17 protein-coding genes and 1 pseudogene are annotated in these 18,167 nt (G+C 59.7%); 13 read left to right on the top strand and 5 right to left on the bottom strand.

Annotated features, from left to right (window positions below; all coding sequences use genetic code 11):
* Nucleotides 1-16 precede the first annotated feature (16 nt).
* The 6 genes from odhB (at nt 17) to BBG20_RS06705 (ending at nt 7,517) form a co-directional block, all read left to right on the top strand.
* Complete coding sequence (odhB, locus tag BBG20_RS06730; RefSeq protein ID WP_065901552.1) at nt 17-1,240, top strand: 2-oxoglutarate dehydrogenase complex dihydrolipoyllysine-residue succinyltransferase; 1,224 nt, start codon at nt 17-19, stop codon at nt 1,238-1,240.
* A gap of 99 nt (nt 1,241-1,339) precedes the next feature.
* Nucleotides 1,340-2,776 carry a dihydrolipoyl dehydrogenase gene (gene lpdA, locus BBG20_RS06725; protein WP_065901549.1) on the top strand — a complete coding sequence of 479 codons (1,437 nt, stop codon included), beginning with the start codon at nt 1,340-1,342 and terminating at the stop codon, nt 2,774-2,776.
* Between the two features lie 204 nt (nt 2,777-2,980).
* On the top strand, nt 2,981-4,147 hold the full coding sequence (gene sucC, locus BBG20_RS06720; protein WP_003190011.1) for an ADP-forming succinate--CoA ligase subunit beta: 1,167 nt from the start codon (nt 2,981-2,983) through the stop codon (nt 4,145-4,147).
* The gene (sucD, locus tag BBG20_RS06715; protein WP_003172813.1) at nt 4,147-5,028 is read left to right on the top strand and encodes a succinate--CoA ligase subunit alpha; all 882 of its coding nucleotides are present in this window, start codon (nt 4,147-4,149) and stop codon (nt 5,026-5,028) included. Before sucC ends, sucD begins: the two co-directional genes overlap by 1 nt.
* A gap of 311 nt (nt 5,029-5,339) precedes the next feature.
* Nucleotides 5,340-6,653, top strand: coding sequence for a branched-chain amino acid transport system II carrier protein (gene brnQ, locus BBG20_RS06710; RefSeq protein ID WP_065901547.1), 1,314 nt, complete (start codon nt 5,340-5,342; stop codon nt 6,651-6,653).
* 126 nt (nt 6,654-6,779) lie between these two features.
* Nucleotides 6,780-7,517 carry a DUF599 domain-containing protein gene (locus tag BBG20_RS06705; protein ID WP_065901545.1) on the top strand — a complete coding sequence of 246 codons (738 nt, stop codon included), beginning with the start codon at nt 6,780-6,782 and terminating at the stop codon, nt 7,515-7,517.
* Between the two features lie 89 nt (nt 7,518-7,606).
* On the opposite strand, the gene BBG20_RS06700 is transcribed toward BBG20_RS06705, so the two are convergent.
* Complete coding sequence (locus BBG20_RS06700) at nt 7,607-7,858, bottom strand: hypothetical protein (RefSeq protein WP_065901929.1); 252 nt, start codon at nt 7,856-7,858, stop codon at nt 7,607-7,609.
* 158 nt (nt 7,859-8,016) lie between these two features.
* Here BBG20_RS06700 and BBG20_RS06695 point away from each other — a divergent pair, with 158 nt between their 5' ends.
* The 4 genes from BBG20_RS06695 (at nt 8,017) to BBG20_RS06680 (ending at nt 11,838) form a co-directional block, all read left to right on the top strand.
* Nucleotides 8,017-8,493 (top strand): PaaI family thioesterase, encoded by a 477-nt coding sequence (locus BBG20_RS06695; RefSeq protein WP_065901542.1) that lies wholly within the window; start codon nt 8,017-8,019, stop codon nt 8,491-8,493.
* Complete coding sequence (locus BBG20_RS06690) at nt 8,490-8,942, top strand: PaaI family thioesterase (RefSeq protein WP_065901539.1); 453 nt, start codon at nt 8,490-8,492, stop codon at nt 8,940-8,942. Before BBG20_RS06695 ends, BBG20_RS06690 begins: the two co-directional genes overlap by 4 nt.
* 89 nt (nt 8,943-9,031) lie before the next feature.
* The gene (gene htpG / locus BBG20_RS06685) at nt 9,032-10,936 is read left to right on the top strand and encodes a molecular chaperone HtpG (RefSeq protein WP_065901927.1); all 1,905 of its coding nucleotides are present in this window, start codon (nt 9,032-9,034) and stop codon (nt 10,934-10,936) included.
* A gap of 173 nt (nt 10,937-11,109) precedes the next feature.
* Complete coding sequence (locus BBG20_RS06680) at nt 11,110-11,838, top strand: dienelactone hydrolase family protein (RefSeq protein ID WP_065901536.1); 729 nt, start codon at nt 11,110-11,112, stop codon at nt 11,836-11,838.
* 78 nt (nt 11,839-11,916) lie between these two features.
* Here the strand turns inward: BBG20_RS06680 and BBG20_RS06675 are convergent, their stop codons facing one another.
* Both BBG20_RS06675 and BBG20_RS06670 read right to left on the bottom strand, forming a co-directional pair.
* Nucleotides 11,917-12,783, bottom strand: a complete 867-nt coding sequence (locus BBG20_RS06675; protein WP_065901533.1) for a pirin family protein — start codon at nt 12,781-12,783, stop codon at nt 11,917-11,919.
* 64 nt (nt 12,784-12,847) lie between these two features.
* Complete coding sequence (locus tag BBG20_RS06670) at nt 12,848-13,264, bottom strand: OsmC family protein (RefSeq protein WP_065901531.1); 417 nt, start codon at nt 13,262-13,264, stop codon at nt 12,848-12,850.
* Between the two features lie 140 nt (nt 13,265-13,404).
* Here BBG20_RS06670 and BBG20_RS06665 point away from each other — a divergent pair, with 140 nt between their 5' ends.
* From BBG20_RS06665 to BBG20_RS33475, 3 genes and pseudogenes are all read left to right on the top strand, one after another.
* Nucleotides 13,405-14,427, top strand: a complete 1,023-nt coding sequence (locus tag BBG20_RS06665) for an amidohydrolase family protein (protein ID WP_065901528.1) — start codon at nt 13,405-13,407, stop codon at nt 14,425-14,427.
* 97 nt (nt 14,428-14,524) lie between these two features.
* Nucleotides 14,525-15,295, top strand: a pseudogene (locus BBG20_RS33480) (MCP four helix bundle domain-containing protein); the annotation flags it as partial.
* On the top strand, nt 15,287-16,150 hold the full coding sequence (locus tag BBG20_RS33475) for a methyl-accepting chemotaxis protein (RefSeq protein WP_404940335.1): 864 nt from the start codon (nt 15,287-15,289) through the stop codon (nt 16,148-16,150). The pseudogene BBG20_RS33480 and the gene BBG20_RS33475, both read left to right, overlap by 9 nt.
* Nucleotides 16,151-16,327: 177 nt before the next feature.
* Here BBG20_RS33475 and fabB read toward each other — a convergent pair whose 3' ends face one another.
* The gene (gene fabB / locus BBG20_RS06655) at nt 16,328-17,548 is read right to left on the bottom strand and encodes a beta-ketoacyl-ACP synthase I (RefSeq protein ID WP_017134470.1); all 1,221 of its coding nucleotides are present in this window, start codon (nt 17,546-17,548) and stop codon (nt 16,328-16,330) included.
* 11 nt (nt 17,549-17,559) lie between these two features.
* Complete coding sequence (gene fabA, locus BBG20_RS06650) at nt 17,560-18,075, bottom strand: 3-hydroxyacyl-[acyl-carrier-protein] dehydratase FabA (RefSeq protein ID WP_010211704.1); 516 nt, start codon at nt 18,073-18,075, stop codon at nt 17,560-17,562.
* Between the last annotated feature and the right edge of the window lie 92 nt (nt 18,076-18,167).

Here is an 18,167-nt window from a genome sequence, read left to right as displayed (position 1 = left end):
TAAGGACCCACAGATAATGGCTATCGAAATCAAAGCCCCGTCATTCCCGGAATCGGTTGCCGATGGCACCGTTGCCACCTGGCACAAGAAACCAGGTGAGGCCGTCAAGCGTGACGACCTGATCGTCGACATCGAGACCGACAAAGTCGTGCTGGAAGTGTTGGCCGAAGCTGACGGCGTACTGGGCGCAATCGTTGCCGAAGAAGGCGCTACCGTGCTGTCGAACCAGGTTCTGGGCTCGATCGAAGAGGGCAGTGCTGCCGCCGCCGCTCCAGCCGCTGCTGCACCGGCTGCTGCTCCAGCCGCCGCCGCTGCTCCGGCTGCGGGTGGCGAAGATCCAATCGCTGCACCGGCTGCGCGTCAGTTGGCTGAAGAAAACGGCATCAACCTGGCTTCCATCAAAGGCACCGGCAAAGACGGCCGTGTGACCAAGGAAGACGTGGTTGCCGCTGTTGAAGCCAAGAAAAACGCACCGGCTGCCGCACCTGCCAAGGCTGCTGCCCCGGCTGCTGCTGCGCCTGTGTTCGCTGCTGGCGACCGCACCGAGAAGCGTGTGCCGATGACTCGCGTACGTGCCACCGTGGCCAAGCGCCTGGTTGAAGCACAGTCGAACATGGCGATGCTGACCACCTTCAACGAAGTCGACATGACTGAAGTCATGGCCCTGCGTTCGAAGTACAAGGACCTGTTCGAGAAGTCCCACAACGGCGTGCGCCTGGGCTTCATGTCGTTCTTCGTGAAAGCGGCCACCGAAGCGCTGAAACGCTTCCCGGCTGTCAACGCTTCCATCGACGGTAACGACATCGTTTACCATGGCTATGCAGACGTCGGCGTTGCCGTGTCCAGCGACCGTGGCCTGGTGGTTCCAGTACTGCGTAACGCCGAGCTGATGAGCCTGGCTGAAATCGAAGGCGGCATCGCGACCTTCGGCAAGAAAGCCCGTGACGGCAAGCTGACCATCGACGAGATGACCGGCGGTACCTTCACCATCACCAACGGTGGTACCTTCGGTTCGATGATGTCGACCCCGATCGTCAACCCGCCACAAGCCGCGATCCTGGGCATGCACAACATCATCCAGCGTCCGATGGCCATCAACGGCCAAGTCGTGATCCGCCCAATGATGTACCTGGCACTGTCTTACGATCACCGCCTGATCGATGGTAAAGAAGCCGTGACTTTCCTGGTGACCATCAAGAACCTGCTGGAAGACCCGGCTCGTCTGCTGCTGGACATCTAAAGACGCAGCTGCAAGTTGCGAGCTACAAGCTGTAGGAAAAAGCAGCTTGGCTTGCAGCTTGTCGCTTGAAGCTTGTCGCTGAATAGAGGATCTATTTTCATGACACAGAAATTTGACGTTGTAGTGATTGGTGCAGGTCCTGGCGGCTACGTTGCCGCCATCAAGGCCGCACAACTGGGCCTCTCGACTGCTTGCATCGAAAAATACACCGACAAGGAAGGCAAACTGGCACTGGGCGGTACCTGCCTGAACGTTGGTTGCATTCCTTCCAAGGCGCTGCTGGACAGCTCCTGGAAATTCCACGAAGCCCAAGACGGCTTCGCGATCCACGGCATCAACCATGCTGGCGTGACCATGGACGTGCCAGCAATGGTCGGCCGTAAAGCCAACATCGTCAAAGGCCTGACTTCCGGCGTTGCGACCCTGTTCAAGGCCAACGGCGTTACTTCCCTGCAAGGCCACGGCAAACTGCTGGCCGGCAAGAAAGTTGAAATCACCAAGCCAGACGGTTCGGTTGAAGTCATCGAAGCCGAGAACGTGATCCTGGCGCCAGGTTCGCGTCCAATCGACATTCCACCGGCTCCAGTCGACCAGAACGTGATCGTTGATTCGACCGGCGCCCTGGAATTCCAATCGGTTCCAAAACGCCTGGGCGTGATCGGCGCTGGCGTGATCGGCCTGGAACTGGGTTCGGTCTGGTCCCGCCTGGGTTCTGAAGTCACCGTGCTGGAAGCCCTGGACACGTTCCTGCTGGCTGCCGACACTGCGGTGTCCAAAGAAGCGCTGAAAACCCTGACCAAGCAAGGTCTGGACATCAAGCTGGGCGCACGCGTGACCGGCTCCAAGGTCAACGGCGAAGAAGTTGTCGTGACCTACACCGACAAGGATGGCGAACAGACCATCACTTTCGACAAGCTGATCGTAGCCGTGGGTCGTCGTCCGGTGACCACCGACCTGCTGGCTTCCGACAGCGGCGTGAACATCGACGAGCGTGGTTTCATCCACGTTGACGATCACTGCGCAACCACCGTTCCTGGCGTGTACGCCATTGGTGACGTGGTGCGTGGCATGATGCTGGCGCACAAGGCTTCCGAAGAAGGCATCATGGTTGTCGAGCGCATCAAGGGCCACAAAACCCAGATGAACTACGACCTGATCCCGTCGGTTATCTACACCCACCCGGAAATTGCATGGGTCGGCAAGAACGAACAGCAGTTGAAAGCTGAAGGCGTTGAAGTTAACGTCGGCACCTTCCCGTTTGCCGCTTCTGGCCGTGCCATGGCAGCCAACGACACCGGTGGTTTTGTCAAAGTCATCGCTGATGCCAAGACTGACCGCGTATTGGGCGTCCACGTGATCGGCCCAAGCGCTGCAGAACTGGTTCAGCAAGGCGCAATCGGTATGGAATTCGGCACCAGTGCCGAGGACCTGGGCATGATGGTCTTCTCCCATCCGACCCTGTCCGAAGCGTTGCACGAAGCAGCGTTGGCAGTGAATGGCGGCGCCATCCACATCGCCAACCGCAAGAAGCGCTAAGCGAGATAATAAGAAACCACGGCGGAGTTGCCCGTCGTGAGCCTTGCGCGCAAGACTCACCGCGGAATATCCGCTGGACGCAGCCTTGCGCAGCTTTACGGGCCTTGAGCCCTGCAAGTTGCGCAAGCAGCAGTCACAGGTGGCGCGGCACTCATAATGAGCGCAGCGCCGAATGCGCAGTACCTAACGAAGACGGTAAAAAGCATGAATCTTCACGAGTATCAGGGTAAGCAGCTGTTCGCTGAATACGGCCTGCCAGTTTCCAAGGGCTACGCAGTAGACACCCCGGAAGCAGCAGCAGAAGCTTGCGACAAAATCGGCGGCAGCGAGTGGGTTGTCAAAGCCCAGGTCCACGCCGGTGGTCGCGGTAAAGCGGGCGGCGTTAAGCTGGTTCGCAGCAAAGAAGACGCCAAGGCCTTCGCACAGCAGTGGCTGGGCAAGCGTCTGGTGACTTACCAGACTGATGCCAATGGCCAGCCAGTCACCAAGATCCTGGTTGAATCGTGCACTGATATCGCTAAAGAGCTGTACCTGGGCGCTGTCGTTGACCGTTCGAGCCGTCGCATCGTGTTCATGGCTTCCACCGAAGGTGGCGTGGACATCGAGAAGATCGCTCACGAAACCCCAGAAAAAATTCTGAAAGCCACTATCGATCCACTGGTTGGCGCTCAGCCATTCCAGGGTCGCGAGCTGGCTTTCCAGTTGGGTCTGGAAGGCAAGCAAGTTGCCCAGTTCGCCAAGATCTTCGTTGGTCTGGCCAAACTGTTCCAGGATCACGATCTGGCCCTGCTGGAAGTGAACCCGCTGGTGATCAAGGCTGACGGCGATCTGCACTGCCTCGACGCCAAGATCAACATCGACGCCAACGCCATGTACCGTCAGCCTAAGCTGAAGACTTTCCACGATCCGTCGCAAGACGATCCGCGCGAAGCGCACGCTGCCAAGTTCGAACTGAACTACGTAGCCCTGGAAGGTAACATCGGTTGCATGGTCAACGGTGCTGGCCTGGCCATGGGTACCATGGACATCGTCAACCTGCATGGCGGCAAACCAGCCAACTTCCTCGACGTGGGCGGTGGTGCTACCAAAGAACGCGTTACCGAAGCCTTCAAGATCATCCTGTCCGACTCCAACGTCGCTGCAGTACTGGTCAACATCTTCGGCGGCATCGTTCGTTGCGACATGATTGCCGAAGGCATCATCGGTGCAGTGAAAGAAGTTGGCGTTAAAATCCCGGTTGTTGTTCGCCTTGAAGGTAACAACGCTGAACTGGGCGCTAAAGTACTGGCAGAAAGCGGTTTGAACATCATCGCGGCTACCAGCCTGACCGACGCTGCTCAACAAGTTGTCAAAGCTGCGGAGGGCAAATAATGAGCGTCCTGATCAATAAAGACACCAAAGTTATCTGCCAGGGTATTACCGGTTCGCAAGGTAGTTTCCACACCCAGCAAGCCATCGAATACGGCACCAAGATGGTTGGCGGCGTAACTCCGGGCAAAGGCGGCACCGAGCACCTGGGCCTGCCAGTGTTCAACACTGTGAAAGATGCTGTAGCAGCCACTGGCGCCACCGCCAGCGTGATCTACGTTCCAGCTCCTTTCTGCAAGGACTCGATCCTGGAAGCAGCATTCGGCGGCATCAAGCTGATCGTGTGCATCACCGAAGGCATTCCTACCCTGGACATGCTGGACGCTAAAGTTAAGTGCGACGAGCTGGGCGTAGTCCTGATCGGCCCTAACTGCCCAGGCGTGATCACCCCAGGCGAATGCAAGATCGGCATCATGCCAGGTCACATTCACTTGCCAGGTAAAGTCGGTATCGTTTCGCGTTCCGGCACCCTGACCTACGAAGCTGTGAAGCAGACCACTGACGCCGGTTTCGGTCAGTCGACTTGCGTCGGCATCGGCGGTGACCCGATCCCAGGCTCGAACTTCATCGACATCCTGAAGCTGTTCCAGGAAGACCCGAAGACCGAAGCGATCGTCATGATCGGTGAGATCGGCGGTTCGGCTGAAGAAGAAGCGGCTGCCTACATCAAGGCACACGTGACCAAGCCGGTTGTTTCCTACATCGCTGGTGTGACTGCCCCTGCGGGCAAGCGCATGGGCCATGCTGGCGCAATCATCTCTGGCGGCAAAGGCACTGCAGACGAGAAATTCGCTGCACTGCAAGACGCAGGCGTTAAAACCGTGCGTTCGCTGGCAGACATCGGCAAGGCCCTGGCCGAGCTGACCGGTTGGGCTGTCAAGTAAGCCTCGCGCTTAGCTGACGCTTCACCACGCAAAGGCCACCTTCGGGTGGCCTTTGTGCTTTCTGCAGGTTGCTGAAATTCCAGCATTTAGATATACAGATGCGACATCAAAGTGTCGCTTATCGGACAGTCCGCCCCGCAACAGTGCGTTTGTCAGGCTAATTCTGTAATCTAGCCGCCTCTTTATGCGTCCGCATCCCAAAAGGAAGCTGCGCGCTAGACCGGTCGGTCCCCATCAGGGCCGGCAGTATTTCCCTCATCCATAGGGAATCCCTCTCTAAATTCCGATTCAGTAGTGTGGTATTTCCTCAAATGAAAGTGATGAAAAGCCAGGATGTCCTGGCGCTGGGCTTCATGACATTTGCCCTGTTCGTGGGCGCTGGCAACATCATCTTCCCGCCAATCGTTGGTTTGCAGTCCGGGCCTCACGTCTGGATGGCAGCGCTGGGTTTCCTGATCACTGCGGTGGGCCTGCCGGTGGTCACCGTGATCGCCCTGGCCAAGGTCGGCGGCGGCATGGACGCGTTGAGCAGCCCGATCGGCAAGATCGCCGGTGGCCTGCTCGCGGCGGCGGCGTATCTGGCGGTAGGGCCGCTGTTCGCCACCCCGCGTACCGCAACTGTGTCGTTTGAAGTCGGCCTGGCGCCGTTGACCGGTGAAAGTCCGCTGGCACTGTTTCTCTACAGCTCGGTGTATTTCCTGGTGGTGTTCTTCGTCTCCCTCTATCCGGGCCGACTGCTGGACACCGTGGGGCGTTTTCTCGCGCCGCTGAAAATCATCGCGCTGGCCATCCTCGGCATCGCCGCGTTTGCCCTGCCGGCCGGTGAAGTGGGCGTGGCTACCCCTGAGTACGTGGCTGCGCCGTTCTCCCAAGGCTTTATCAATGGTTACCTGACCATGGACACCCTGGGCGCGTTGGTGTTTGGCATCGTGATCGTCAACGCGATCCGTTCCCGTGGCGTCGAGTCGCCCAAGCTGATCACCCGCTACGCGATCATTGCCGGCCTGATTGCCGGCGTCGGCCTGGCACTGGTCTACATCAGTCTGTTCCGCCTCGGTTCGGGCAGCCATGCAGTGGCTGCCGGTGCCAGTAACGGCGCTGCGGTATTGCACGCCTACGTGCAGCACACGTTCGGTTCGCTGGGCAGCGGCTTCCTCGCGGTGCTGATCTCCCTCGCGTGCCTGGTCACTGCGGTGGGCCTCACCTGCGCCTGCGCCGAGTATTTCAGCCGCGTCCTGCCGCTGTCCTACAAGGCCCTGGTGGTGATCCTCGCGCTGTTCTCGCTGTTCGTGTCGAACCTGGGCCTGACCAAGCTGATTGCGTTCTCGATCCCGGTGCTCACCGCGATCTACCCGCCGTGCATCGTGCTGGTGGCCTTGAGCTTCTGCAAAGATTTCTGGCAGGAACAGGGTCGTATCGTCGGTCCGGTGATGCTGGTGTCGTTCATCTTCGGTTGCATCGACGCACTCAAGGGCGCTGGCCTGGCCGATTGGATGCCGTCGCAACTGGCGCACCTGCCATTGAGCGAGCAGGGCCTGGCATGGTTGGTGCCTTCGGTGATGACCTTGGGCGTGGCGTTCGTGATTGATCGCATGCTGGGCAAGCGCAGCGAAGCGCTCGCTTAAATAGCCGACTTCACGCTACATGGAAATGCCCCGTATCAATCGATACGGGGCATTTTTTATGTGTTTGCAACACGATCCCGTAGGAGCCGGCTTGTATTCACCCAACCATCGCTTAATAGGACCCCCATGTCGTTCGTCGAAACCAATCAGATCCACCTGCTTGCCGCCCTCTGGTTTGTCCTGTGCTGGGGCGGCTACACCCGCTATGCCACCTGGAAGGCCCGGGACACTGCGTGCCTGGCCAGTGTGCTGCATCTGTATCGCGAAGACTGGATGCGCCGCATGCTGCTGCGCGACAACCGCATCGCCGACGCCAGTGTGATCGGCAACCTGGAACGCAACGCTTCGTTCTTTGCCTCCAGCACCTTAATCATCCTGGCCGGCATTCTCACCGTGCTCGGTGCCTCAGAGCGCGCGGTGTCGCTGCTGGCTGACATTCCCATGGTGCAGCAGGCGTCCCAGGGCATGTCGGAGATCAAGCTGCTGTGCCTGGCCCTGGTGTTCGTCTATGCGTTCTTCACGTTCAGTTGGTGCATGCGCCAGTACAACTTTGCGGCAGTGCTGGTCGGCTCGGCGCCGATGGTGGGGGAGCGGCATGTGTCGGAGCAGGAGCGCAAGGCGTTTGCGCTACGCGCGGCGCGGGTGATCTCCATGGCTGCCAACCAGTTCAACTTCGGCCTGCGCGCTTATTACTTCGGCATGACCATGCTGGCGTGGTTTGTCAGCCCCTGGTTGTTCATGTTGATGAGTGCCGGGGTGGTGGTCGTGCTGTACCGTCGCGAGTTTCATTCCGACGTACTGCAAGTGATGGTGTATACCCAGACGGACACACCGCCGCCGGAGGCGGTTAAAGAGTCGGCTTAAGTAACCTTGAAATAAAAACACCAGGCAAAGTAAAGCCCGCTATCTAAGCGGGCTTTCTTTTTGCAGCCAAGCTATTTCAAGCCGCGGTATCAAGAACCGCTGGCAGGGGTAGCAGGTGCTGCTTCTTTCGCGGCGGCTTCGTTCGATTCAGCCTGAGCTTTGGCAGCATCGGCGTTTTCTTTCGCAGCGTCGTTCACTTTATCCTGAGCCTTCGCCATATCTTTTTGAGCTTGCTCGGAATGTGCGGCGGCGTCTTGGGCTTTGTCTTCGGATTTCTTATCGCAGGCAGCGAGACCGAGGGCAGCGGCCAACATCATGGAAATAGCTAAAGTCTTGCGCATGGGGTGTTTCTCCTTATTGAAGATATCTACTGGCCTTTCGAGCATGGGCGTTCTGCATTAGTTCCTTTAATTCCACAGATATATAAACCATCGGCGCAAAGGAACTTTCCTGCCCGCCGGCTATTGCACCGATCATCACTAATAAGAGTCTTCAACGAATGACCGAAAATCCCTTGTTAGAGCGTGCGTCGCGCTTTGTATCGGCCTTGCGCCATTGTCAGGTGCTGGGTATCACCGCTCATCAGGCCAGCGAGGAAGGCATCACGCTGCTCATGCCCTATGCGCCGCAACTGGTCGGCGACCCGCGGACCGGCGTCATTCACGGTGGCGCATTGACCTCCCTGATGGACACCGCCTGCGGCATGGCCACCCTGTGCGTGTTGCCGGAGTTCGAGGTGTGCCCGACCCTCGACCTGCGTATCGACTACATGCATCCCGCCGCACCGCACCAGCCCGTCTATGGATTTGCCCAATGCTACCGGGTGACCACCGACGTGATCTTCACGCGCGGCTTTGCCTACCAGGATGACCCACAGCAGCCCATCGCCCATGTCGTCGGCACGTTCATGCGCATGGGCAAGCGTCTCAAAGGGGCGCAAGGGTTGAGCAACACGATCAAGGGAGAGCAGGCATGACCCATCGATTCAAGACGCGCCTGGAGCAGGCCCATGAACGCGGCGATTATGCAGCGCTGCTCGAACTGATCCCCTACGCCAAGCTGATCGGTATCGAATGCACCCGGCTTGGGGGTGAACTGCTGTTCCGCCTGCCGGCCAACAAGGACAATATTGGTAACCCGATATTGCCGGCGCTGCATGGCGGGGTCATCGCAGGCTTTATGGAGTTGTCTGCCGCGCTGCATCTGCTGGTGTTCACCGGCGCGCCGGGCTTCCCGAAAATCATCGATTTCTCCCTCGATTACCTGCGTGCCGGGCAGTTTCGCGACACCTACGCCAAATGCCAGGTGTGGCGCCAGGGCCGACGGGTGGCGAATGTGGCGATCACCGCCTGGCAAAGCACGCAGGCTGAGCCCATCGCCACCGCCCGCGCGCATTTCAAGATTGAGGAAGTCGGCCGCCCTTGAAATCCTGCTCTTAGCCCCCAACTTTGATGACAACCCGCCGCCAACCCTCAAGGGCGCGGCCACTGCCATCCAATTGGAGTTTGATGACCATGAGTGTGGAAACTCAAAAGGAAACCCTGGGCTTCCAGACCGAGGTGAAGCAACTGCTGCACCTCATGATCCATTCGCTGTATTCCAACAAGGAAATCTTCCTTCGCGAATTGATCTCGAACGCCTCTGACGCTGTCGACAAATTACGTTTCGAAGCCCTGTCCAAGCCTGAATTGCTGGAAGGCGGCGCCGAACTGAAAATCCGCGTGAGCTTCGACAAGGACGCCAAGACCGTCACCCTCGAAGACAACGGCATCGGCATGAGCCGCGAAGACGCGATCACCCACCTGGGGACCATCGCCAAATCCGGCACTGCCGACTTCATGAAAAACCTCTCGGGCGACCAGAAGAAAGATTCGCACCTGATCGGCCAGTTCGGCGTGGGCTTCTACTCGGCCTTCATCGTCGCCGACAAGGTGGAAGTCTTCAGCCGCCGCGCCGGCCTCGACGCCAGCGAAGGCGTGCATTGGTCCTCGAAAGGCGAGGGCGAATTCGAAATCGCCACGATCGACAAGGCTGATCGCGGCACGCGCATCGTCCTGCACCTCAAGTCCGGTGAAGATGAATTCGCCGATGGCTGGCGCCTGCGCAACATCGTCAAGAAGTACTCCGACCACATCGCCCTGCCGATCGAGCTGCCGAAAGAACAAGCGGCCGCCGAAGGCGAAGAGGCACCTGCCCAGGAATGGGAAGTGGTCAACCGCGCCAGCGCGCTGTGGACCCGTCCGCGTACCGAGATCAAGGACGAGGAATACCAGGAGTTCTACAAGCACATCGGTCACGACTACGAAAACCCGCTGAGCTGGAGCCACAACAAGGTCGAAGGCAAGCTGGAATACAGCTCGCTGCTCTATGTGCCGGCCCGCGCGCCGTTCGACCTGTACCAGCGTGAAGCGCCAAAAGGCCTGAAACTCTACGTACAGCGCGTGTTCGTCATGGACCAGGCGGAATCCTTCCTGCCGCTGTACCTGCGCTTCATCAAGGGCGTGGTCGACTCCAACGACCTGTCGCTGAACGTGTCGCGGGAAATCCTGCAAAAAGACCCGATCATCGACTCGATGAAGTCGGCGCTGACCAAGCGCGTGCTCGACATGCTGGAAAAACTGGCGAAGAACGAGCCTGAGCAATACAAGGGCTTCTGGAAAAACTTCGGCCAGGTCATGAAAGAAGGCCCGGCGGAAGATTTTGCCAACAAGGAAAAAATCGCCGGCCTGCTGCGTTTTGCCTCCACCCAAGGCGACGACGGCGAGCAGAACGTTGCCCTGGCCGAATACCTGGCACGCGCCAAGGAAGGCCAGGACAAGATCTACTACCTCACCGGCGAAACCTACGCGCAGGTCAAGAACAGCCCGCACCTGGAAGTCTTCCGCAAGAAAGGCATCGAAGTGCTGCTGCTGACCGACCGTATCGATGAGTGGCTGATGAGCTACCTCAACGAGTTCGACGGCAAATCCTTCGTCGACGTGGCTCGTGGTGACCTGGACCTGGGTAACCTCGACTCCGAAGAAGAGAAGAAAGAAGCCGAAGAAGTCGCCAAGTCCAAAGAAGGCCTGGTTGAGCGGATCAAGGCGTCCCTGGGCGACGCGGTCAGCGAGGTGCGGGTTTCCCACCGCCTCACCGATTCCCCGGCGATTCTGGCTATCGGCGAGCAGGACCTGGGCATGCAGATGCGCCAGATCCTGGAAGCCAGCGGCCAGAAGGTACCGGACTCCAAGCCGATCTTCGAATTCAACCCGGCTCACCCGCTGATCGAGAAACTCGACGGCGAGCAGAGCGAAGAGCGTTTTGGCGACCTGTCGCACATCCTCTTCGACCAGGCGGCCCTGGCCGCTGGCGACAGCCTGAAAGACCCGGCCGCCTATGTGCGCCGACTGAACAAGCTGTTGGTGGAATTGTCGGTTTAACACCGTTGTAGAAAAACCCGCTTCGGCGGGTTTTTTCATTTGTAGCGCTTCACTGCAGGTGCTCGCCTGTCGATGAAAAGCTCGATGGCACTGCGTTCATTCAGGATGCTCGCGCTATTGTTGACGTTCTTCCCGAGCAAGCGTGCGCCTACACACCTCAACTGGAGTAAATGATGAGCCAAGTCACTGTGCGTTCCGTGGTCTATCAGATTGATGGCCAGTCTTATGAAAGCCGCCTGGCATTCGATGCCAGCCACAAGGGCCCGCTGCCGGGTCTGCTGATGGCGCCGAACTGGATGGGTGTGAGTGCGGGGGCCGAAGAAATCGCCAAGACCGTCGCCAGCAAAGGCTATGTGGTGCTGATCGCCGACCTGTACGGGCAAACGGTGCGCCCATCCAACGGCGATGAAGCCGGTGCAGCGATGATGCCGCTGAAAAATGACCGCCCGTTGTTGAACAAGCGCATGCAAGCAGCGTTTGAGCAACTGCAAGGCCAGACCGAAGCCGCTGTGGACACCTCGAAACTGGCTACCTTTGGCTTCTGTTTCGGTGGCTGCTGCTCTCTGGAGCTGGCGCGTACCGGTGCGCCGCTCAAGGCTGCCGTGTCGTTCCACGGCACCCTAGACACGCCGAACCCGGCGGACGCGAAGAACATCAAGGGTTCCGTGCTGGTGCTGCATGGTGCTTCCGACCCGTTGGTGCCGAAAGAGCAACTGCCGGCCTTTGAAGATGAAATGAACGCGGCCGGTGTGGATTGGCAACTGCTGAGCTACGGCGGCGCGGTGCATTCCTTTACCGACCCGCATGCCAATGTGCCGGGCAAGATGATGTACGACGCAAAGACCGCTGCGCGGGCTTTCCAGTCGATGCATAACTTGCTGGATGAAGTGTTCAAGGGCTGAAGCTTGAGCGCCTGTCAGGGCGTCTTAGCGGCCAAGCCCACTCCCAGTTGAATGTGGGAGCGGGCTTGCCTGCGAAGGCTATCTGACAGGCAACTCGATCCTGTCGGTTTCTCCCGGCACCGTTGGCCAATCCCCAGCCGCCCAGCGCTGCCTGGCCTGCTCGATCAGCGCCGGATCGCTCGCGACAAAATTCCAATTGATCCGCCGTGGCCCATCCAGTGGCGCGCCGCCAAACACCACCAAGTGGCAATCACTGTCGGCAAACAACGTCATTGCCTGCCCGGGCTCCAGCACCACCAGGCTGTTGACCTCCAGCACCTCGCCTTCCAACTGCGCTTCACCGTCCAGCACATACACGGCGCGTTCCTCATGCTCATCCGGGATCAGCAGGGTAGTGGCCGTCTGCATCTGCACCTCGGCATACAGCGTGGGTGACAGCACCGGCACCGGTGATTTCAGGCAAAAGCCGCTGCCCGCGATCATGCGGATCGTCACACCCAGATTGTTACTCACCGGCAGGCTCGCGGCTGGGTGATGGCTGTAGTGCCCGGGTCCGTTTTCGTGGTCCTTGGGCGAAGCCAGCCACACTTGCAGCCCGTGCAGGCTGAAGCCGCTGGCCTTGAGCGCCTCGGGCGTGCGCTCGACGTGGGCAATTGCGCTGCCGGCAGTCATCCAGCTGACATCGCCGGCCTGTACCACCTGGTCCGAACCCAGGCTGTCCTTGTGCTGCAGTGCGCCGTCGAACAGGTAGGTCAGGGTCGACAGGCCGATATGCGGGTGCTGGCGGATATTCATGCCGCTGCCCGGTGCGTAGCGGGTGGGCAACATATGGTCGAAAAACACAAAAGGCCCGACGCTGCGGCATTCCCGCGAAGGCAGCGGGCGCAGGATAGGCTGGCCTTCGACATCTTCGGGGCGCGGGCGGATCACGGTGAGGGCGGTCATGGTGCATCCCAGTCTGAGCGGGTTAGGTGGCTTTGAGCATAACCCGCCCGACGGGAGGTTGCCGCTATTGGCTGAAGGCGCCTTCCGACAATGTTGTCTCGATGGTGACTTCGGCCGTGGTCATCAGCTTGTGCACCGGGCAGCGATCTGCCACGCGATGCAGTTCGTCGCGCTGCTCGTCTGTCAGCACGCCCTTGAGGGTCAGCTTGACGGCGAGCTTGTATTTACCCTTTTGCTCTTCACTGGCGTCGTGGCTGACTTCCACGGTCACGCCGGTCAGTGGGATGTCTTTTTTCTGTGCGTAGAGCTTGACGGTCAAGGCCTTGCACGAGGCCAGCGCGGCATCGAAGTAGTCGTGGGGGGAGGGCGCCGAATCGTCACCGCCCAGGCTTTTGGGCAGGTCGGTAAACAGCTCGTGGTTGTTGATGTTGACGCTGTGACGGAAGTTGTCGGCGTTCAACGTATTGACGGTAACAGGCATGGCAAACCTCACAGGGTGGCAGGATGAAGGTCATGCAGTTATAGAGCATGCTGGCACTTCGGTGTTCCGCGATTTTTGCCGGCTGAACCCCGGCAAGGCGCGCAAGGTCTACCAGAGTCAGCCCCTATCGAGGTTTTATCGTGCCCTGGACCCGCCTGAGTCTTGCCCTGTTACTCGCTGCCACCAGCCTGGCCGTCCACGCGCGTGACTATGCCTACAGCGACGCGCACCTGCATTACGTGGATTTTTTCCAGGAGACGGCAGGCATGGACAAGCTGCTCAAGGCCATGGCCGATAACCGCATCGAGCACGTGATGATTTCCGGTATCCCGGTAGCGAAGAAATGGCACGAAGACGAACCCAAGCGCCCGCGCTACTACGCCGGTGATGACGCCGACGCCTATTGGTACAGTGCCACCGATGTGATCGTTGCGGCGGCGGTGACGAAACTGACGCCTGAACAGCGCCAGCACTTTCATCCCTTCCTCAGTGGTTTCAACCCCAACGACAAGAACTCGGCCGCGCACATCCAGCGCATGCTCGACCTCAATCCCGGGCTGTGGCAGGGCATCGGCGAGGTGTTCACCCGCCACGACGACCTGACCGCCCTGACATCCGGCGATACTCCGCGCGCGAATAACGAAGCCATGACCCGCATCTATCACCTGGCGGCCGAGAACGACCTGCCGGTGATGCTGCACTCCAATATCACCTCCAAGCGCGAACGGAATCCGCTGTACCTGGCCGAGGTGGAGGAGTCGCTGCGCAACCACCCGCACACGCGCTTTATCTGGGCGCATGCCGGCACCAGCAAGGAAATCCATCGCCACCAGGTGCAGATGGATTTTTTACTGCCCACCTTGAGTCGGCTGCTGGAGGCCTATCCCAACCTGTACATCGACCTGTCCTGGAGCATGCTCACGCCTTACTTGCTGGATGACGCGGGCAAGCCTCGGCCAGAGTGGACAGCGTTGGTGGAGCGCTTCCCGGAGCGTTTTATGCTGGGGTCGGACGTGGTAGGGCGTTTCAACAAGCTGGGTAAGGAGATGCACCGCTTCGAGCCCTTCCTCGACGCGCTTCCTGAGGACATTGCCCACAAGGTGGCGCGGGATAACTTCCTGGCCATCCTGCCTAAAGCGCCTCGCGATTTGCCTCCTCGTTGATATCGCGTTTTGGTCTTACGCAATCGGGCGAGGACGCCGATAACGTTCAGGAGACCGGCTGCAGGTGGATGCAGCGCTTCTGGAAGGAACCTACGTAATGAATGTTCGCAGTTTGAATATCGCCCCGCGCGCCGGCTTGGGCTTTGGCGTATTGGCATTGATGGTGTTTGCCCTGGGCGGCTTTGCCCTGTTGCAGATGGCCAATATGCGCCAGCAATCGGATCAGGTGGAGAACAACTGGCTGCCCAGCGTGATGGCGGTGGGGGAGATGAGCCAGGACCTGCTGCGGGTGCGCGCGCTGACCTTGCGCTTGCTGCTTAACCGCGAGCCCGAGGCGTTGGCGCAGAACGAGCGCAAGCTCAATGACCTCAAGAGTGGCTTGCATCACGCGCAGACCCTGTACGAAGCGCTGATCGTGCTGCCCGAGGAGCGCACGCTGTTTGACCGCTTCAAGGTCCAGGAACAGCAATACCTGCAACGCCAGGAACAGGTGATGGGGTTTTCCAGGGCCAATCAGCTGGAGGACGCCGTCAAGGTGGTCAACGGCGAGATGAATCAACTCGCCGATGAAATGGCTGCGACCCTGCGCGACCTGGTCAATCTGAATAAGACCAACGCCAACCTGGCGGCAAGCCTGGCGCAGAGTGTGTTCAGCCAGTCGCGCAGTTGGGTGATCGGCATGATCGTGCTCACGGCGTTGATTACCATCGGGCTGGCGGTATGGCTGACGCGCAGCATTGTGTTGCCACTGGCGCAGTCGTTGAAGGTCGCCCAGGGCGTCGCCAGTGGCGATCTGACCGGCGACATAAGCGTTACCGGAAACGACGAGCCGGCGCGCCTGCAGCAGGCGCTCAAGGGCATGCAGGAGAACCTGCGCGACACCATCCGGCGTATTTCCGAGTCGTCGAACCAGCTGGCGTCGGCTTCCGAGGAACTCAGTTGTGTCACCGAGGACGCCACGCGCGGCCTGCATCAGCAAAACCAGGAAATCGAACAGGCGGCCACGGCGGTCAACCAAATGACGGCAGCGGTGGAGGAAGTGGCGAGCAACGCAGTGGCCACCTCCCAGGCCTCGCGCGAGTCCGACCGCATTGCCCAGCAAGGGCGTGAGCAAGTGCACCAGACAGTGGTGTCCATCGAGGCGCTGGCCACTGACGTAACCGACAACGTGACGCAGGTCGAGGACCTGGCGCAAAAGGTCTATGGCATCAGCAAGGTGCTGGACGTGATCCGCTCGATTGCCGAGCAGACCAACCTGCTCGCACTGAATGCGGCCATCGAGGCGGCGCGGGCCGGGGATGCCGGGCGCGGGTTTGCGGTGGTGGCCGATGAAGTGCGCGCCCTGGCCCACCGTACCCAGCAATCGACCCAGGAAATCGAGCAGATGATCAGCGGCATTCAGCAGGGCACCGATCAGGCGGTCAGTTCGATGCAACAGAGCAACAGTCGCGCGCGTTCCACCCTGGATATCGCCAAGTCGGCGGGGATGGCACTGGAGGAAATTGCCTCGGCGTTTACCTTGATCAACGAGCGCAACCTGGTGATCGCCAGTGCGTCCGAGCAACAGGCGGCCGTGGCGCGGGAGGTGGATCGCAATTTGATGAACATTCGCGACTTGGCGCACCAGACATCGACCGGGGCGAACCAGACCAGCGCGGCGAGCCAGGAGTTGTCGCGGCTGGCGGTGGACCTGAATTCGATGGTGGCGCGGTTTTCGGTGTAGGGCAGCAGCTCGAGCTGGCGCCATCGCAGGCAAGCCAGCTCCTACATTTGGCTGTATTCACACTTCAAAATGCGGGAGCTGGCTTGCCTGCGATAGAGGCGCCGCGGTCTCACCTGTAATCACCCACAAAAAAGCCCCGAACCAGTCGGGGCTTTTTATTGGGTCGAGCTACAGGTCTTACTTACCCTGCCAGCGTTTCAGTACCAGGGTGGCGTTGGTGCCACCGAAGCCGAAGCTGTTGCTCATCACGGTGTCGATCTTGGCGTTTTCGACGGTCTTGGTCAGGATCGGCATATCGGCGACGACCGGGTCGATCTCGTCGATGTTGGCCGAACCGGCCATGAAGTTGCCTTCCATCATCAGCAGGCAGTAGATCGCTTCGTGAACGCCGGCGGCGCCCAGGGAGTGACCGGACAGGCTCTTGGTGGAGCTGATGGCTGGCGCCTTGTCGCCGAATACCGCACGCACACCTTCCATTTCCTTGGCGTCACCGACCGGAGTCGACGTGCCGTGGGTGTTCAGGTAGTCGATTGGGGTATCCACGGTGGACATGGCCATCTGCATGCAACGGATGGCGCCTTCACCGCTTGGCGCAACCATGTCGTAGCCGTCGGAGGTCGCGCCGTAGCCGACGATTTCCGCGTAGATCTTGGCGCCACGGGCGAGGGCGTGTTCCAGCTCCTCGACCACCACCATGCCGCCACCGCCGGCGATGACGAAACCGTCACGCTTGGCGTCGTAGGCGCGGGAGGCCTTCTCCGGAGTTTCGTTGTACTGGGTGGACAGTGCGCCCATGGCGTCGAACAGGAACGACTGGCTCCAATGTTCTTCTTCACCGCCGCCGGCGAACACGATGTCCTGCTTGCCCAGCTGGATCTGCTCAACGGCAGTCCCGATGCAGTGGGCGCTGGTGGCGCAGGCGGAGGAAATCGAGTAGTTCACGCCCTTGATCTGGAATGGCGTGGCCAGGCAGGCGGAAACGGTGCTGCCCATGGTCCGCGTGACGCGGTAAGGGCCTACACGCTTGACGCCTTTTTCGCGCAGGATGTCCAGCGCTTCCATCTGGTTCAGGGTGGATGCGCCGCCCGAACCGGCAATCAGGCCGGTGCGTACGTTCGAAACCTGGTCTTCGCTCAGGCCGGAGTCGGCAATCGCGTCTTTCATGGCCAGGTAGGCATAGGCGGCAGCGTGGCCGACGAAGCGATAGATCTTGCGATCGATCAGTTCTTCGAGGGGCAGGTCGATGGAGCCGGAAACCTGGCTACGCAGACCCATTTCGGCATATTCCGGGTTGAAGCGGATGCCAGGGCGACTTGCACGCAGGTTAGCGGTGACGGTCTCTTTGTCATTGCCCAGGCAAGAAACGATGCCCAGACCAGTGATAACGACGCGGCGCATGCGGATAACCCTTAAAAGTTGTCAGTGGAAGTGAATACGCCGACCCGAAGGCCTTCGGCAGTATAGATCTCGCGACCGTCGACGCTCACCGAACCATCGGCGATGGCGAGGTTCAGCTTGCCCTTGAGGACGCGCTTGATCTGAATGTTGTAGGTGACTTTCTTGGCGGTCGGCAGGACCTGGCCAAAGAACTTCACTTCGCCCGAACCCAGAGCACGGCCGCGGCCCGGCAGGCCCTGCCAGCCGAGGAAGAAACCGACCAGCTGCCACATGGCGTCGAGGCCCAGGCAGCCCGGCATCACAGGGTCGCCTTCGAAATGGCAGGCGAAGAACCACAGGTCCGGGGTGATATCCAGCTCGGCGACCAATTCACCTTTGCCGTACTTGCCACCCTCTTCGCTGATATGGGTGATGCGATCCACCATCAGCATGTTCGGGGCGGGCAGTTGCGCGTTACCTGGGCCGAACAGCTCACCGCGACTGCAGCGCAGCAGGTCTTCCCGAGTAAAGGCGTTTTGTTTGGTCATGCGAGCTCCTCAATAATCCCATGCGGCAGGGTAGGGCAAATCTTCCCGAACCGAATGAAGCGTTCATGCCTCATGTCGGCAGCCTACACATA

The organism is Pseudomonas aylmerensis, from assembly GCF_001702265.1.
In the GTDB taxonomy this organism is placed as follows: domain Bacteria; phylum Pseudomonadota; class Gammaproteobacteria; order Pseudomonadales; family Pseudomonadaceae; genus Aquipseudomonas; species Aquipseudomonas aylmerensis.
The sequence above is the reverse complement of the archived record's forward strand: the minus strand, read 5'-3'. Positions and strand labels throughout refer to the sequence as shown.

Excerpts from the sequence above, each read along its gene's own strand:
- odhB (WP_065901552.1), top strand. The coding sequence starts at position 17 with ATGGCTATCGAAATCAAAGCCCCGTCATTCCCGGAATCGGTTGCCGAT.
- lpdA (WP_065901549.1), top strand. The coding sequence starts at position 1,340 with ATGACACAGAAATTTGACGTTGTAGTGATTGGTGCAGGTCCTGGCGGC.
- sucC (WP_003190011.1), top strand. The coding sequence starts at position 2,981 with ATGAATCTTCACGAGTATCAGGGTAAGCAGCTGTTCGCTGAATACGGC.
- sucD (WP_003172813.1), top strand. The coding sequence starts at position 4,147 with ATGAGCGTCCTGATCAATAAAGACACCAAAGTTATCTGCCAGGGTATT.
- brnQ (WP_065901547.1), top strand. The coding sequence starts at position 5,340 with ATGAAAGTGATGAAAAGCCAGGATGTCCTGGCGCTGGGCTTCATGACA.
- BBG20_RS06705 (WP_065901545.1), top strand. The coding sequence starts at position 6,780 with ATGTCGTTCGTCGAAACCAATCAGATCCACCTGCTTGCCGCCCTCTGG.
- BBG20_RS06700 (WP_065901929.1), bottom strand. The coding sequence starts at position 7,858 with ATGCGCAAGACTTTAGCTATTTCCATGATGTTGGCCGCTGCCCTCGGT.
- BBG20_RS06695 (WP_065901542.1), top strand. The coding sequence starts at position 8,017 with ATGACCGAAAATCCCTTGTTAGAGCGTGCGTCGCGCTTTGTATCGGCC.
- BBG20_RS06690 (WP_065901539.1), top strand. The coding sequence starts at position 8,490 with ATGACCCATCGATTCAAGACGCGCCTGGAGCAGGCCCATGAACGCGGC.
- htpG (WP_065901927.1), top strand. The coding sequence starts at position 9,032 with ATGAGTGTGGAAACTCAAAAGGAAACCCTGGGCTTCCAGACCGAGGTG.
- BBG20_RS06680 (WP_065901536.1), top strand. The coding sequence starts at position 11,110 with ATGAGCCAAGTCACTGTGCGTTCCGTGGTCTATCAGATTGATGGCCAG.
- BBG20_RS06675 (WP_065901533.1), bottom strand. The coding sequence starts at position 12,783 with ATGACCGCCCTCACCGTGATCCGCCCGCGCCCCGAAGATGTCGAAGGC.
- BBG20_RS06670 (WP_065901531.1), bottom strand. The coding sequence starts at position 13,264 with ATGCCTGTTACCGTCAATACGTTGAACGCCGACAACTTCCGTCACAGC.
- BBG20_RS33475 (WP_404940335.1), top strand. The coding sequence starts at position 15,287 with ATGCAGGAGAACCTGCGCGACACCATCCGGCGTATTTCCGAGTCGTCG.
- fabB (WP_017134470.1), bottom strand. The coding sequence starts at position 17,548 with ATGCGCCGCGTCGTTATCACTGGTCTGGGCATCGTTTCTTGCCTGGGC.
- fabA (WP_010211704.1), bottom strand. The coding sequence starts at position 18,075 with ATGACCAAACAAAACGCCTTTACTCGGGAAGACCTGCTGCGCTGCAGT.